Here is a 14,787-nt window from a genome sequence, read left to right as displayed (position 1 = left end):
ACAGGAAGAGAAAGCTTTTTAATGGTTTCTTTTTCAGGTCCCGAGAATAGTTGTGTTATAATTATGCAAAAAATACATAAGTGAAGGTGGGGGAGTGGGAATGGATGCATTAGAGATATTAACAAATATAGAACAAGTGATTCCGTACTTTCAACCGATCTTCAGTGCAGATGAACATAAAATCATCGGATATGAGGTATTGGGGAGAATGAAAAGCGGGGATGGAGCAGTAGAAAGTCTCGGTCCATTCTTCGTGGATGATGAGATACCCGATGAATATAAAATTGAAGTGGATGAGCGTGTCACACGTCTGGCGCTTGAAAAATTCATAGAAGAGAGCCAAGAGGGGGACATATTCCTTAACCGTGATGCCAGATTGCTGATGCTTGACCATGGAGAGTCCTTCCTTGAACTTCTACTGGAATTTGAAAAGAAAGGGTTGAATCTGAACCGGACTGTAATCGAACTGTCTGAAAAATCGTTTGTGGGGGACTTTGATCAACTGGTTCATCTGCTCTTATATTACAAAACCTATGGGATAAAAATCGCCATCGATAATATTGGGGGGAACAGCGGTCAATTAGACAGGCTTTCACATTATTCACCGGATATCCTCAAGGTGGACTTGTTTCAACTTCGAAATGATGCGGGAAACAAAGTGTATAAAGATATTTTATATAGTTTATCGGTGCTTGCCAGAAAAATCGGGGCATCCCTTTTGTTCGAGAATATCGAAATCAATTATCAGCTTCAGTTTGCCTGGCTGAACGGAGGAAGATATTATCAGGGCTTTTATCTCAAGCACCCTTCGGATTCCTTTCTGACTCCGGATCTATTGAAGGAGAAGTTGAAAGAAAAATGTCAGGATTATATTCGGTATGAAAAGAAGCATCTGGAAGCAGGATATGAATTTGCAGACGTGTTGCATAAAGAAATCAGTCAAACGTTGGTGTTAATAAAAAAACAAACGGTTGAGTTCGATGGTCTACTTTTCGAGGTGGCCAAGCATTTCACGGATAAATGCTTTCGTTTATATATTTGTGATGAAAATGGATTTCAAGTCACGAGTAACGTGGTGAAATCCAATCAAAAATGGATGATCGAACCAAGGTATAAAGGCAAGAATTGGAGCTGGCGCCCATACTTTCTGGAAAATATCATACGTATGAGAATAGATAAAAAAGGTTTATTGTCTGATATCTATAGTGACATCGATTCCGGGGAGTCTATCCGTACGTATTCATACCCATATGGAAATGGTCTTTACCTCTTTATGGATCTCTCATATGAATTTTTATTTGAAGAGGAAGGTTTGCTTTTTTAGTATGTTTGTCGGGCCAAGCCCCTCCGCTTTTCGATTGTCCAGCTCCGGCGGCTAGTCCCTCGAGGTCATAAGTCAAACCAACCAAAAAGGCAAAGAGCGCCTTTCCGGTTGGTTCGTCTTATGCTTGTCGCCTCTGGGCAAAGCCCCTCCGCTTTTCGATTGTCCAGCTCCGGTGCTTAGAGGCTCGAGGTCATAAGTCAAGAATGCCAAAAAGGCAGAGAGCGCCTTTCCGGCATTCTCGTCTTATGCTTGTCGCCTCTGGGCAAAGCCCCTCCGCTTTTCGATTGTCCAGCTCCGGCGGCTAGTCCCTCGAGGTCATAAGTCAAACCAACCAAAAAGGCAAAGAGCGCCTTTCCGGTTGGTTCGTCTTATGCTTGTCGGGCCTTAGCGAGCCGCCTCCGCTTTTCTTGTATAGCTGTCTCTGGTTGGGACAAATTAATTTTAAGGACATTTTGTAAGGAGGGGCTATGATGAGTATATTTATGATTGTGCTTGCCTTGATAGTTTTGGCGATTGCAGGTTATTCACTTGTGTATACGTTTAGAGTTGCCGGGCAGGAGAAGCGGCTTAAGGGTGACTTTGACACTGATATCCCTGACGTCGTAAAGGAGCACCCGTTTATCCGTAATCCCGTGTTTCTGTCTATTCTAATTGGAACCATTCTGATTACATTATTCATTATCTATTGGTCCATACGCTACTTGTCATAATAACTGAAGGATACAGCATGATGTTCATGCTGTGTCTTTTTTTTGTTGGATAAATATACCACCAAGAAACGTGTTTGAACGTCAGGAACAGGGGGAATTTTACAACCAAACCAATTAATATGTCAGACATTGTTATGATTTAACGAAAGAATGGTATCCTATCGACAAATTTCCGTTGCTACAATAATTTCATCTAATGAAATGGGAGGGAAAGCATATGGAAAAGAAGAAGTTATGGTTATTATTTTTTATTTTGGGACTCGTAACAGCGGCGTGCGGACAAGCAGTTCAAACACAAGCATCCGAATTCAACAAGGAGAATGCACTATCCCTTGTAGAGGAAGCTTTTCATAGTCAAGTATCCCTAAGTGAAAAACCACAATCGAAGAAACAGATTGAAGACCAGCTATCCAAATATTTTTCTCAAAGTCTTACAACAAATTTTATGAGTGAGAATATATACGAGGTAGATGGAGGATATATCACATTCGGTTCTGATTTCGCCTCGCATTATGTACCATTTTTTCATTATGATGAATCCACCAGGGTAAGATACAAAGATGGGAATTGGTATGTGTGGGAAGAAAGAACAGGTGAAGAAGAAGGACCGGTTTCAAGTTTAAACGGTGTCGAAGCCGTTGTGTTGAGCGAGGAAGAAGGTACATGGAAAATTTCTTCCATTACTTATGAATTGCCTAAAGCCGTTAAATCTGAATAAATAAGAAAAAGTTGGCCAATTTCCCTGCAGTTAAAAAGGCTTAAATGCAAGGGATGGCCAACTTTTTTTGATGAATCCGACGTAACTTATTTGTTTAAAGCAGCGGTCAAGGCTTCCAGATTATAGCCTGAAATGACTTCCGAACCGATTGTGATAGTAGGAGTGGAGTAAGATTTCAATTGATCGATAAGATATCTTCGCGCTTGATTGTCTTCCTTGATGTTGATTTCCTTATATTTAACATTTCGGTCTTTCAGGAACATTTTAACCACTTCACAGGGTGGGCAATCAGGTTGAGAATATAAAGTAACTTCCTTCATGATGAATGATCTCCTTTTTTTTGCTTCGTGAAATAATCTACGATACCCATTGCAGAAACGTTCATATCGAGTTTTAACAAATGGAAAATGGGGTTGTCTGGATCGATTCCTTTTTGTACTAATTCCCTTTTTGTAAGGTCAATGAGTAAAGAAGAAATGTTTTTTACATTCTCCTTCATTGTAGCATTAGAAGAGTATTGTTTCTCACTATTTTTCATGAAAAGATCCAGCCATTTTTCTACTTCCGTAAGGGCAAAAGAAACTTCCTCCGTTACCCCATAATGACCAAAATACAACCTGTCCAAATGAAGATTTCTATACATACTGATAGAAGTCTTCATTTGTTCTGGATCAAATTGATTGGGGGAGGTGGAAGGGAAATAAAACCGCTTTGACCCAATGGTATATTGAATTCCACACGTATCACCGGTAAACATCCCATTCGATGAGGAATCAAAGATACTGAGGTGATGATCGGCGTGTCCCGGCGTATGAAAAAACGTTAACGTGCAGGTATCGCTTATACTCAGTTTCTCTTTATGTTCCATCACCAGAATCCGATCTTCAGGAATTGGTACAATCGGTCGAAACAGCTCATCGAATTTCTCTCCATATACTGCTTTGGCTCCTGAAATCAATCGCGTAGGGTCATTGATATGACGTTTTCCTTTTGGATGGACAATGATCCTCGCATTTGGACATTCTTTTAGGAAAAGACCAGCACCTCCAGCATGATCAAGATGGATATGGGTTAAAATTATGTATTGAATATCTTCTGGATTAATGTTTAACTTAGAGAGACCTTTTTTAAGATGAGGTATAGAAGGGCTCGCAGATGTTTCGATTATGGTCAGTGCGTCTTCGCTCAATATATAACTACCTGTACGTTCCTTTAATGATAAATCCATTAGATCTACTAATGATATCCGGGAATCTATACGGTAAATACTCATCGAATCAATCCTTTCAAAGGGAGAAGATATTTGTTCTCTTTCATTATAAAGGAATTTTTGCTGAAAAAGGGCAAAACAATAGATTTAACAGGATAGAATCTGGTACAATGCAAAAGCTATGACCAAGAATTAGATCAGGAAAGGAGAGAGTGATTATGTCTCAGCTTCTTGGAATTATACAAAGATTAAAATCATTACAAGAACAAGGTGAACAAGGGGAAACTCAACAACGATTCTTCGAATACAGTGGAAAGAAAATCTGTGAGGTGAAATATCTGCCAAAGCAGGATACATTCGAAATCGAAGTCATGAATGAAAAAGGAAACAGCTTTCCTTTTGATAACATAGACATTACAGCGATTGAAATTTTCGAACTTCTACAGGAAGCACAACAAGATTAACTCATGTAAAAGGTAACCTTTTGGTTATCTTTTTTAGTGGAGCCATGGTAGATCATGCTGTTAATTTCATTCTGAACGAAAAGGGCTTTCGTTCTTAAAACGATCGTTTTAACATACATTTTTCTTCCTATATGTTAAAATGGAGTAGTGTCAGGTTCATTTGCCTGTTAAGTGCCACGCAAATTTTTATTTTCTAAAATGAGGGGTTATACATGATTTCATTGAGTAGCAAAGAGTTATTAGAAACGAATATTAAGGATTTTATTATTCCTTCTGAGAAGGTAGCTCATGTGCAAGTGGGGAATTCCCTGGAACATGCTTTACTATTACTCACAAAGAGTGGTTACTCAGCCATCCCTGTCCTCGATCCAACTTTTCGTTTCCAGGGTTTAATCAGTTCGAGTTTAATTACCGATTCGATTCTTGGTCTTGAACGGTTTGAGTTTGAAAAACTTGAAGCCAAAAAAGTAGAAGAGGTTATGACTACAGATTTTCCGATTGTCTCCTTACAATCGGACTTCAAGAAGGCTTTGGAATTATTGGTCGACCATCCATTTTTATGCGTGGTATCCGATGATGGCTATTTTGAAGGAATCATGACAAGGAGAGTTGTGTTAAAGCAGCTTCAACGACAGCTGTTTAAAAGGGATTAACCCCTTTATAGCAGTTACATAATGGCAATATCATAGAGGATGGCACCTTTGCCATCCTCTTTATTTTTGGCTGTTTCGTAACCTTTGTTCCTTTAAGGAGCGTGTTGGTTGATTTCAGCCAGATGCTCGCTTTCCGCGTGGCAGTTCCCCTAACCATCCAGCAAGCACTTGGTTGACAGTGCTTCAGCAAAGATTGTTTATAAAACCTCTTGAAAGATCCCTGTTTTTCGTTAAACAAGAAAAATAGGACGGACAACATTATTTTTTACCGCCATCCTGTTCATCGGTACCGTTCCTTAGAAGAATAGGTTCTTACCGAGCTGGAGAATAAGAATCAAAGTCAAAATGTTTAAAAGGATTCGTAAATGTTTCAAAGAAAGCCTGGATGCAAACCTCACTGCCATTTGAGCACCTATAAGTGCACCCAATGCAAAAGGGATGGCGACATCCCACTCAACATGACCATTGTGTAAATATACAGTAAATGCACCTAAACAGCTGATAAAGGTTTGAAAACGTGTCAGGGCTACTGATTTTAAATATGTCAACCCATGAAATAAATGTGTATACATAAGCATGGTTGCCTGACCCGGGCCGAATAATCCGTCATACGTACTGATGAAATACAGGTATCCGTAGACCCTATAATATTTCTGATTCCTTTCCTTTGGTTGGAACCCTTTTAGAAGACTTATAAACAGGGCAATGAGAAGAAAGAAGAAGGCCATCCACTCAAGCAGGGAAGGGGGGATCTTATCAGACAAAAAGGCCCCCGACAGCCCCCCGGCGAGTGCAATAGGAAGAATCGGCAAACATTCCTTCCAAGTGACTTTCCGGTCTTTCACTAAATACACAAAGCTCGAAAACGAACTGATAATATTCGAAAATTTAGCCGTGGCGACAGCAGTATGAATAGGTAACCCGACTAGCAGCATGACGGGCATGCCGATCAGACCGCCGCTTCCTGCCAACGTACCTATTAGAGCGACTACCAACCCAGTGAAAAATAAAATCACTTCCACTAATCCTCACCTCTTTTCCATCTACTCTAAGTGTATTTGATACCAGATAATAATGAAATTTTATATAAATTAAGATATAATATAAGAAAAACTTATGAAGGTGAACGAAATGGCATTCTCGGAATATCAACTGCTCCACGTACTAGCACAGGAAATGAATATGCGGAAAGCCGCTGAACGGTTATTTGTATCTCAGCCTGCTTTGTCTCAGAGACTCCAGACGATTGAAAAAGAATGGGGAACGAAATTATTTCTTCGCTCACAAAAAGGGCTTTCCCTGACTCCGGCTGGAGAGCTTGTCGTGAAGCTGGCGGATGAGATGCTTCAGAGGGAAGAGAGTGTGAAGGAGAGGATACAGGCTCTTGAATTTGAAGTGCACGGAACATTAAAGATTGCCTGTGCATCGATTGTAGGTCAAAATTGGCTCCCAAAAGTACTTAAACAATTTGTTGAGACCTATCCTCATGCCAAAATCTCGTTAATGACCGGTTGGAGCAGTGAAATCCTTAAGGCGATCTATGAAGATGAAGTCCATATTGGGATCATTAGGGGAACACCGGATTGGAAAGGTCCGAAACACCATTTATTTCAGGATACGCTTTACTTGGTGGATAGGGAGATTCAATCCATAGATGAAGTCATGAAAACAGATCGTCCCTTTATCCAATTTAAGAGTGACTCGAATTATTATCAGGAAATACAGGACTGGTGGCATCGCCAATTCCAAACAACCCCAAAACGGACGATCGTGGTGGATCAAATTGAAACATGTAAGCAGATGACTTTAAACGGAATCGGCTACGCCATCCTACCAGCCATCACATTGGACGGTATGGAAGAAGATATTTATAAAATCCCGCTGATCGATGAGCATGATTCATTCATCCACCGTGATACATGGTTACTTGGGTACGAGTCTGCATTTCAATTACGACAAGTAGAAGCATTTGTTGAAGTTGTAAACGAATTCATTCATGAAAACTCATAGGATTTGCGTTAATGGGTTGTCTTCCACCCTTTAATCTGATAAAGTAATTCAAGAAACGAATTCTGAATTTATACATAATTACGGAGGGAATTCTCATGAACATGATGGATGCAAACGAAATTATTTCTTTTATTCAAAATAGTACAAAATCAACTCCTGTGAAGGTTTATGTAAAAGGTGATCTGGAAGGGATCGACTTCGGCCCATCCCAGACTTTCCTTCAGGGCAGTTCCGGTGTAGTATTCGGAGAATGGAGCGAACTTTCTACTATTCTTGAAGAAAATAAAGATAAAGTCGAAGACTACGTAGTGGAGAATGATCGCCGCAATTCTGCGATTCCCCTTCTTGATCTTAAAGGTGTTAAAGCCCGCATTGAACCAGGTGCTATCATTCGTGATCAAGTAGAAATCGGTGACAATGCGGTCATCATGATGGGTGCAATGATCAATATCGGTTCTGTGGTAGGTGCTGGAACGATGATTGATATGAATGTTGTACTCGGTGGCCGTGCGACAGTAGGGAAGAATTGTCATATTGGAGCGGGTGCAGTACTTGCAGGGGTTATTGAACCCCCATCTGCCAAGCCTGTCGTCATTGAAGACGATGTCGTCATTGGTGCCAATGCAGTGGTCTTGGAAGGTGTAACGGTAGGTAAAGGTGCTGTTGTGGCAGCAGGAGCGATTGTAGTGGATGATGTAGCTCCTTATACCGTTGTGGCTGGAACCCCGGCAAAGAAATTGAAAGACATTGACGACAAAACAAAATCAAAGACAGAAATCAAACAAGAATTACGTCAACTGTAATCATTTCAACAATCGATGATCATGATCAAAGTAAGAACGGACGGCTGACGTCTGTTCTTTTCTTGTAAGTCCACATTTTTCACAATTTATCACTCTACTTTTTCATTAAAGGAGGAGACCCATGTCAACAATAGACTTTAAGTCAATCAGGAGAGATCTTCACCAAATTCCCGAACTGGGGTTTCAAGAGTTTAAAACACAGCAATACTTATTGAATTATTTGACAAACCTGCCTGCTGACCGTTTAGAGATTAGAACTTGGCAAACAGGTATTTTCGTTAAGGTTTATGGGACTAATCCTAAAAAGACAATCGGATATCGTGGGGACATTGATGGTCTGCCGATCCAGGAAGAAACAGGATTAGAATTCCCTTCATCCTATGAAGGGAGGATGCATGCTTGTGGGCATGATTTTCATATGACGATTGAATTGGGGGTACTTACTCATTTCGTTTACCATCCAATCCAAGATGATCTCCTGTTCATTTTTCAACCGGCAGAGGAAGGACCTGGTGGGGCCAAGCCGATGCTTGAAAGTGATATCATGAAGGAATGGAAGCCGGATTGTATATTCGCCCTCCACATTGCCCCGGAATATGAAGTGGGTACGGTTGCAGTTAAAGAGGGGCTGCTATTTGCCAACACATCTGAATTATTTATTGATTTTAAAGGAAAAGGCGGACATGCTGCCTATCCTCATCATACCAAGGATATGATTGTCACGGCCTCATCCTTTGTTTCGCAAATGCAGTCCATCGTTTCCCGTAATGTCGATCCATTAGACAGCGCGGTCATTACGGTAGGGAAAATGGAGAGTGGAACAGTACAGAATATCATTGCTGAAACGGCCAGGTTGGAAGGTACAATCCGCACCCTTTCCGCCCAGTCAATGGAGAGCGTAAAAGAACGGCTGGAAGCGCTGATAGAAGGAATGAAAATCAGCTATGAGTGTGAAATTGAAGTGAATTATGGCAGTATGTATCGGCAGGTCTTCAACAATCCTGAATGGACAAATCATTTTATGTCCTTTTTGAGGGAAACGAACCGGAACCTTATCATCTGCAAAGAAGCAATGAATGGAGAAGACTTTGGATATATGCTTGAAGAAATACCCGGTTTCATGTTCTGGCTGGGAGTCGATTCCCCATTTGGGCTGCACCATTCTAAATTAAACCCAAATGAAGATGCCATTGATTTTGCCATCTCACTTCTTACGGATTATATCAGTACAATTAAGTAGTCAATCTACATCACGGAATGGTATCAACAAATACCTTCCGTGATTTTTTTTGTAAATACGGGGAAATAAATGCTATTAATTTAAAAATCCGTATTGCGAATGAATTAAAATAGTGTAAAATTACACTTGAGGAAGTTGAGTAATGAAAAGATTTACAAAGAAAGAAACTTTTTCCTGTTACATTTCGACTATGTTCTAGAGAGAAAGAGGAAGGGGAATGCATGTGAATAGGTGGGGAAAAGCAATATTTGTTCTGTTCTTAGGCTTACTGATGTTCCTGTGTATGGAGGACAAGACACTTGCAGAAGGACAAATAAAAATATCAGTCGAAGAAGGTATCGACGGAAAAGTAAAGGAAGGTCGGGGCTTTCCACTTAAGGTAACGGTTGAAAATAATGGATCCAATTTTAAGGGGGATCTTTTGTTTGATTATGCTCCATCTTATCAAACAGGGGGAGCGAGGGCGTTGTCCATCGATGTTCCTGCCAATTCCGAGCGTACATACACATTTTCTGTTCCCGGATTCAGCGATGAAATCAGGCACAACTCAAACCTTGAGACCATTCATCTCTTCGAAGGATCATGGGAAGATGGAAAAGAAGTGAAATTTAAAGGCGATAAGCGATTAACACCTAATTTCATCTATAGCAATCGTTCAACGATTGGTTTATTAAGTGAAAATCCTGACCGCTTAAAAGGGGTTAAAGGTACTGTCATGGGGGGGGACCGTGTAGTGGCATTGACTCTCTCAAAGGAAAACCTCCCAGAGGAAAAGAGCGGTCTACAAATGCTGGATTATATCATCATTGACCAATTCAACATATCAGAACTAAACCAAAATCAACAGCAGGTTCTAAAGAGCTGGGTAGAAAATGGAGGGATATTAATTATAGGGGCGGCCCCCCACTTGGAGGATACACTTGGTTCTATAGCCAATATGGCTCCTCTTGCATTGAAGGAAGAAGCAACGCTTTCCGATACCTCTTCCTTCAATGTGAAGAAAAGCATTTCGGCTTCTTTCGGCTCTTTATCCATCTTTAAAAATGAAGAAGTGCAAGGTGCAGAAGTCATGGTCAAACAAGGGGATATTCCCTTAGTCGCAAGGGATGCCAGAGGACTTGGTGAAGTTTGGCAAACTTCCTTCTCATTGGGAGACCCCGTTTTGAATGGCTGGGAACATTATGATGAGTGGTTCGCGAACATGTTATCTAAAACAGAACCTTATTTTTTACTGGGGCAGAATAATGGTGATCAAAGTTTCCTGGAGAGAATTTATTATGATGTGGCGGAAAGTAACGAACTCTTTCCATCGACAAATTTTAAAGTAAGCACGTTAGTGATCATTCTGATTCTGTACTTGATTGCCATCGTGCCGCTTCTGTATTTATTATTAAGGAAACTGGATAAACGTGAACAGGCATGGTGGATCATCCCTGTCATATCCATTCTTGTTTCCTCAGGGATTTTCGTTACCGGTGCTAAAGACAGGATTTCAAAACCTCATTTAAATCAGATGAACATTTTGAAGGTGGAGAATGATAGAAGTGTTCATGGTATTTCAACATTTACTGGCCTATCAAATTCCGGTGGTGACTACGGATTTGTTTCCGACAAGAAACAATTAGAGCTTACACCGGCAAGGACGAGAAACAATTCCGGTGGTTCCGATCAGTATAAATTTGCCATTGAAGAAATGACTAAAGATAAAAGAAAGATTACTTTCAGGGATGTAGAGTACTGGTCAACTAGAACTGTGTTGGGAACAAGTGAAAAAGAGGACATCGGGAATTTCATCCCAGAATTAGTCCTGGAGGATAAAAACATTACGGGAAAGATACAAAATGATTTCCCTTACGATTTTACCGATGTATATATATGGTCTGGATCACGAATTTATCGATTGGGTGAAGTGAAAGCAGGGAAAACCCTTACTATTGATAAAAAGCTTTCGACAGAGTATTTATCATCACCAATCGGAAATCCAAATATGTCAGCATCGTTCCCGAACCAACAAAGCATAAAGCAGCAAAAGAAGGAACGCTTGGAGAACTTCGCATCACAAATGATTTCTTCGGATAATGAAAATAACTCACCAGTCATTTTTGGATATACAGAAGCTGAGATATTCGATATGAAAATGAAGAATAAAGAAACGAGATCTGAAAATTTCTCCTTGCTTTATCAGCACTTTCCTTCTCTTGGTCACTATAACGGAGCTTTTACCCTTCGAAGTGAGCAGCTTAATTTTGATGTTAAGCCTGTAAAGGGGCAAATCATCGAGCATTATTCCCATAATGGTGCAGATGAAATGGGCCTTGAAGATGGAACATATGAAATGACCATTCAAATTCCTAAACAAATCGATCTGTCTAAGGTTACACTTCATTCTTTAAATATGAGTATCCATACTGGAGGAGTCCTGCATTTCTCAATTTTGGATTCACACACGGACGAAAAGGTCCGTCTTGAAGAGACATCTGCTAATTCAATAGAATTTAAAGAGAACTTGAAAAATTATATGAATGACAATGGGGAAATCGTTTTTGAATTTGAAAAACGCTCACAAGGAGATCCGGTAGTTCGTCTTCCTTCCATTGTACTGAAAGGGGAGGTACAACCATGATCGAAATTCAAAACTTATCCAAACGTTACGGGTCATTCCTTGCCCTGGATGAATTAAATTTATCCATTCGGAAAGGAAGTGTATTTGGGTTTGTCGGTCAAAATGGAGCAGGGAAATCCACGACGTTTTCCATCCTGGCAACACTTCTGGCTCCTACTGCTGGAACGGCCACGGTGAATGGATTTAATATTAGTAAAGAGCCTAAATTGGTCCGGAGACAAATTGGATATATGCCGGATTTCTTTGGTGTGTACGACCAATTGAAAGCAGAGGAGTATCTTGATTTCTATGGTGCCAGCTATAAAATTCCCGCTGACCAAAGAGAAAAACTCATACCTCAACTATTGGAACTGGTGAATCTTTCTCACAAGAAAGATTCCTATGTGGACCTTCTATCAAGGGGAATGAAGCAGCGCCTATGTTTAGCCAGATGCCTCATCCATGATCCGGATGTCCTGATACTCGATGAACCTGCTTCCGGATTGGATCCGAGGGCGAGAATAGAAATGAGGGAGATTCTTAAAGAATTAAAGAAAATGGGTAAAACCATATTGATCTCTTCCCATATCCTTCCTGAGCTCGCAGAAATGTGTGATGAAATAGGGGTAATCGATAATGGGAGGCTTGTGGCACATGGTTCTGTATCCGATATCCAATTTCAGCTTCAGGCTGAAAAGTTGATAGTGGTGAAGGTAAGGGGACTGGTTGAGAGTGCCGTTGCATTTTTTGAAGAAGATCCTCTTGTCTCGAAGATCGAAGTGAATGAAGAAAACAAAACTCTTCAATTCCTTTATAAGGGAGAAGAAACCGAGCAAACAGAATTGCTGAAGAAAGCCATTCTAAATGATGTTCCCATTTTGAGTTTTAAAGAGATTGAGACGAACTTAGAGGACGTATTTATGGAGATCACGAAAGGAGTGACACTTTCATGAAACAGCTACTCATTAATCCAATGTTAAATAAGGAATTCAAACTTCGCTTCCGCACGGTTAAAACGTTTATCGGGATGCTGTGCTACTTGATTGCAGTAGGTATTGTGGTGATCGGCTTCATCTATATGCAAACCCGATTTTCAAATACAGGCTATTTTCGCCCCCAAGAGAGCAGGGAGATGTTTATGATTCTCTCATTTTTGCAACTTGCACTCGTTCTATTTATTACCCCTGGTTTAACAGGGGGCGTGATCAGCGGTGAAAGAGAGAAGCAAACCTTAAGCATGTTGTTAACGACAGAACAAAGTTCCATGAGTATTATCCTGAGTAAGCTCGTTTCGTCCGTTTCCTATTTGCTTTTACTTGTGATATCAAGTTTGCCCCTGTATAGCTTTGTTTTCCTATTCGGCGGCGTATCTCCTTCAGATTTGGTCACTGTGTTTGGATACAGTCTGTTTCTTGTGTTTACATTTGGCTCTATAGGTGTATTTTATTCAACTGTCCTCCGCAAAACGATTGTGTCCATGGTCACAACCTACGCAACGGTTCTGTTTCTGGTAGGGGGTACATTGTTCCTCTTTATGCTTTCCATGGCAATCGGAAACGGACCGTATCAGAATCAGTCTACTCCGGTACCGTATCTCATCGCGATGTTTAATCCTGCTATTGTTATCATGGGGCATTTTGAGCCGATGGCGATTGATGAAATCTATACGCGCAGCGGGATCAAGCTTCCGTTGTGGATCTCATTCCTGGTTATATACTCTGTAATCGCTGTGATTTCCCTGTCCCTAAGTATTATGAAGCTCAGACCGAGCATGAAGGTGAAGAGCATAAAATAAAGGGTGAGAAGATGGAAAGTATCTCTTGGAAAAAATGCTGTTAATGGAAAAAAGTGTGAAAGAATTCGGAAGGAGATTCATTATGTTCGGTGGGGGTGAAAGCTTATGATCGAATCAAACGTCTTCTTGAAGAAAAAAAGAGAAGGGAAATATAAGAAAAGAGAAGGCGGCGCCTTCTCTTTTCTTTAACCTTCTTTTTTCTCAATGTAAACCTGGTGTGGATAGGGGATTTCAATTCCGTTCTGATCGAGAGCTTCTTTTAATGCTTTACGAAGCTTCCGTTCCACTCCCCATTGCTCCATGTTTTTCGTTTTGCATAACACACGGAGAACAACATCAGAAGCACCAAGTGTTTGAACGCCAAGCACATTAGGACCATCGACAATATTATCATCTTCCATGGCGATCGTATCGCAAACCTGTTGAAGGACGACCAATGCCTTATCAATGTCATCATCATAAGAAATCCCAATATCCACAAGTGCTCTCATGTTTCCTCGGGAATGATTGCTGACACTGGTAATCTCTCTGTTCGGTACATAATGAAGAGTTCCATCAAATCCGCGGATATGTGTCGTCCTTAAACCGACCTCTTCGACAATTCCGGAGAAGCTTCCAGTCGTCACATAATCACCCACATCCACCTGCTTCTCAAGAAGGATGAAGAATCCTGTAACCACATCGCTTACCAATCCTTGTGCACCAAACCCGACAGCCAATCCAACAATCCCTGCACCCGCAAGGATCGCCGTCACCTGGATTCCAAAAATTTGCAGGATTGTAACGAAGAAAACAAATATCAAGATATAGCCCACAATATTTTTAGAAAGACTTTGTAATGTCTGGGCACGACCATCAGAAACATCATTTCTCATTCTATATTTGTCAAAGATCCTCTCAATCACTTTGTTAGCTGCACCTTTTACAATGATAAAAGCGATCCAAATCGCTACTATTTGCAAGGCGCCTATTCCAATCGTCACTAATAGACCGCCCCAATTAAAATTGGAAAGTCGTTCACTTAAAGCAGTTAGACTAAGTATGTAACCCAAACCAAAACATCCTTTCATATTAAATAATGACCATTCTAGTATACACAATACTCCATAGGTTATGTCAAAGGAGGTGCCCTTTTAATAGCATATTGATTTATTCCCTGGATGAGAAATGGTAAACTTTATCTGGAAGTGATTCAATAGAGTAAAGTATTTCTGAATGGGGAAAAACAATAAGGGATAATTGAAATAAATTATAATAA

General features: G+C 40.5%; 15 protein-coding genes. 11 read left to right on the top strand and 4 right to left on the bottom strand.

Annotated elements, in window-relative coordinates:
- Nucleotides 1-100: 100 nt before the first annotated feature.
- The 3 genes from BAA9072_RS13225 (at nucleotide 101) to BAA9072_RS13215 (ending at nucleotide 2,752) form a co-directional block, all read left to right on the top strand.
- A complete protein-coding gene (locus BAA9072_RS13225; RefSeq protein ID WP_201715167.1) occupies nucleotides 101-1,324 on the top strand; it encodes an EAL domain-containing protein in 1,224 nt (407 codons plus the stop codon).
- 467 nt (nucleotides 1,325-1,791) lie between these two features.
- The gene (locus BAA9072_RS13220) at nucleotides 1,792-2,034 is read left to right on the top strand and encodes a hypothetical protein (RefSeq protein WP_230980861.1); all 243 of its coding nucleotides are present in this window, start codon (nucleotides 1,792-1,794) and stop codon (nucleotides 2,032-2,034) included.
- A gap of 217 nt (nucleotides 2,035-2,251) precedes the next feature.
- On the top strand, nucleotides 2,252-2,752 hold the full coding sequence (locus BAA9072_RS13215; protein WP_201715166.1) for a DUF3993 domain-containing protein: 501 nt from the start codon (nucleotides 2,252-2,254) through the stop codon (nucleotides 2,750-2,752).
- An 86-nt stretch (nucleotides 2,753-2,838) separates the two neighbouring features.
- Here the strand turns inward: BAA9072_RS13215 and BAA9072_RS13210 are convergent, their stop codons facing one another.
- On the bottom strand, nucleotides 2,839-3,072 hold the full coding sequence (locus BAA9072_RS13210) for a glutaredoxin family protein (protein ID WP_201715165.1): 234 nt from the start codon (nucleotides 3,070-3,072) through the stop codon (nucleotides 2,839-2,841).
- Complete coding sequence (locus BAA9072_RS13205; RefSeq protein ID WP_201715164.1) at nucleotides 3,069-4,025, bottom strand: MBL fold metallo-hydrolase; 957 nt, start codon at nucleotides 4,023-4,025, stop codon at nucleotides 3,069-3,071. Before BAA9072_RS13205 ends, BAA9072_RS13210 begins: the two co-directional genes overlap by 4 nt.
- A gap of 155 nt (nucleotides 4,026-4,180) precedes the next feature.
- On the opposite strand from BAA9072_RS13205, the gene BAA9072_RS13200 reads away from it, so the two are divergent.
- The gene (locus tag BAA9072_RS13200) at nucleotides 4,181-4,426 is read left to right on the top strand and encodes a DUF1797 family protein (RefSeq protein WP_201715163.1); all 246 of its coding nucleotides are present in this window, start codon (nucleotides 4,181-4,183) and stop codon (nucleotides 4,424-4,426) included.
- A 212-nt stretch (nucleotides 4,427-4,638) separates the two neighbouring features.
- A complete protein-coding gene (gene cbpB, locus BAA9072_RS13195) occupies nucleotides 4,639-5,079 on the top strand; it encodes a cyclic-di-AMP-binding protein CbpB (RefSeq protein ID WP_098350855.1) in 441 nt (146 codons plus the stop codon).
- Between the two features lie 296 nt (nucleotides 5,080-5,375).
- On the opposite strand, the gene BAA9072_RS13190 is transcribed toward cbpB, so the two are convergent.
- Nucleotides 5,376-6,101, bottom strand: coding sequence for a sulfite exporter TauE/SafE family protein (locus BAA9072_RS13190; protein ID WP_201715162.1), 726 nt, complete (start codon nucleotides 6,099-6,101; stop codon nucleotides 5,376-5,378).
- A gap of 109 nt (nucleotides 6,102-6,210) precedes the next feature.
- Between BAA9072_RS13190 and BAA9072_RS13185 the strand changes: the two genes are divergently transcribed.
- The 6 genes from BAA9072_RS13185 (at nucleotide 6,211) to BAA9072_RS13160 (ending at nucleotide 13,529) form a co-directional block, all read left to right on the top strand.
- A complete protein-coding gene (locus BAA9072_RS13185) occupies nucleotides 6,211-7,089 on the top strand; it encodes a LysR family transcriptional regulator (protein ID WP_201715161.1) in 879 nt (292 codons plus the stop codon).
- 95 nt (nucleotides 7,090-7,184) lie between these two features.
- A complete protein-coding gene (gene dapD / locus BAA9072_RS13180; RefSeq protein ID WP_201715160.1) occupies nucleotides 7,185-7,892 on the top strand; it encodes a 2,3,4,5-tetrahydropyridine-2,6-dicarboxylate N-acetyltransferase in 708 nt (235 codons plus the stop codon).
- Nucleotides 7,893-8,013: 121 nt separating this feature from the next.
- The gene (locus BAA9072_RS13175; protein ID WP_201715159.1) at nucleotides 8,014-9,132 is read left to right on the top strand and encodes an N-acetyldiaminopimelate deacetylase; all 1,119 of its coding nucleotides are present in this window, start codon (nucleotides 8,014-8,016) and stop codon (nucleotides 9,130-9,132) included.
- A gap of 217 nt (nucleotides 9,133-9,349) precedes the next feature.
- On the top strand, nucleotides 9,350-11,755 hold the full coding sequence (locus BAA9072_RS13170) for a DUF7408 domain-containing protein (protein ID WP_201715158.1): 2,406 nt from the start codon (nucleotides 9,350-9,352) through the stop codon (nucleotides 11,753-11,755).
- On the top strand, nucleotides 11,752-12,687 hold the full coding sequence (locus BAA9072_RS13165; RefSeq protein WP_201715157.1) for an ABC transporter ATP-binding protein: 936 nt from the start codon (nucleotides 11,752-11,754) through the stop codon (nucleotides 12,685-12,687). Before BAA9072_RS13170 ends, BAA9072_RS13165 begins: the two co-directional genes overlap by 4 nt.
- A complete protein-coding gene (locus BAA9072_RS13160; protein ID WP_201715156.1) occupies nucleotides 12,684-13,529 on the top strand; it encodes an ABC transporter permease in 846 nt (281 codons plus the stop codon). The genes BAA9072_RS13165 and BAA9072_RS13160 overlap by 4 nt, the downstream gene beginning before the upstream one ends.
- Before the next feature lie 185 nt (nucleotides 13,530-13,714).
- Here BAA9072_RS13160 and BAA9072_RS13155 read toward each other — a convergent pair whose 3' ends face one another.
- Nucleotides 13,715-14,581, bottom strand: a complete 867-nt coding sequence (locus tag BAA9072_RS13155) for a mechanosensitive ion channel family protein (RefSeq protein WP_230980860.1) — start codon at nucleotides 14,579-14,581, stop codon at nucleotides 13,715-13,717.
- Nucleotides 14,582-14,787 lie beyond the last annotated feature (206 nt).

It is taken from the genome of Rossellomorea arthrocnemi, from assembly GCF_904424705.1.
GTDB lineage: Bacteria > Bacillota > Bacilli > Bacillales > Bacillaceae_B > Rossellomorea > Rossellomorea arthrocnemi.
This window is presented reverse-complemented; position numbering and strand designations above follow the sequence as displayed.

Bases quoted from the DNA above. Each gene is read 5' to 3' on its own strand.
- dapD (WP_201715160.1), top strand. From the start codon at position 7,185: ATGAACATGATGGATGCAAACGAAATTATTTCTTTTATTCAAAATAGT.
- BAA9072_RS13170 (WP_201715158.1), top strand. From the start codon at position 9,350: ATGCATGTGAATAGGTGGGGAAAAGCAATATTTGTTCTGTTCTTAGGC.
- BAA9072_RS13160 (WP_201715156.1), top strand. From the start codon at position 12,684: ATGAAACAGCTACTCATTAATCCAATGTTAAATAAGGAATTCAAACTT.
- BAA9072_RS13210 (WP_201715165.1), bottom strand. From the start codon at position 3,072: ATGAAGGAAGTTACTTTATATTCTCAACCTGATTGCCCACCCTGTGAA.
- BAA9072_RS13220 (WP_230980861.1), top strand. From the start codon at position 1,792: ATGATGAGTATATTTATGATTGTGCTTGCCTTGATAGTTTTGGCGATT.
- cbpB (WP_098350855.1), top strand. From the start codon at position 4,639: ATGATTTCATTGAGTAGCAAAGAGTTATTAGAAACGAATATTAAGGAT.
- BAA9072_RS13165 (WP_201715157.1), top strand. From the start codon at position 11,752: ATGATCGAAATTCAAAACTTATCCAAACGTTACGGGTCATTCCTTGCC.
- BAA9072_RS13185 (WP_201715161.1), top strand. From the start codon at position 6,211: ATGGCATTCTCGGAATATCAACTGCTCCACGTACTAGCACAGGAAATG.
- BAA9072_RS13205 (WP_201715164.1), bottom strand. From the start codon at position 4,025: ATGAGTATTTACCGTATAGATTCCCGGATATCATTAGTAGATCTAATG.
- BAA9072_RS13175 (WP_201715159.1), top strand. From the start codon at position 8,014: ATGTCAACAATAGACTTTAAGTCAATCAGGAGAGATCTTCACCAAATT.
- BAA9072_RS13225 (WP_201715167.1), top strand. From the start codon at position 101: ATGGATGCATTAGAGATATTAACAAATATAGAACAAGTGATTCCGTAC.
- BAA9072_RS13200 (WP_201715163.1), top strand. From the start codon at position 4,181: ATGTCTCAGCTTCTTGGAATTATACAAAGATTAAAATCATTACAAGAA.
- BAA9072_RS13215 (WP_201715166.1), top strand. From the start codon at position 2,252: ATGGAAAAGAAGAAGTTATGGTTATTATTTTTTATTTTGGGACTCGTA.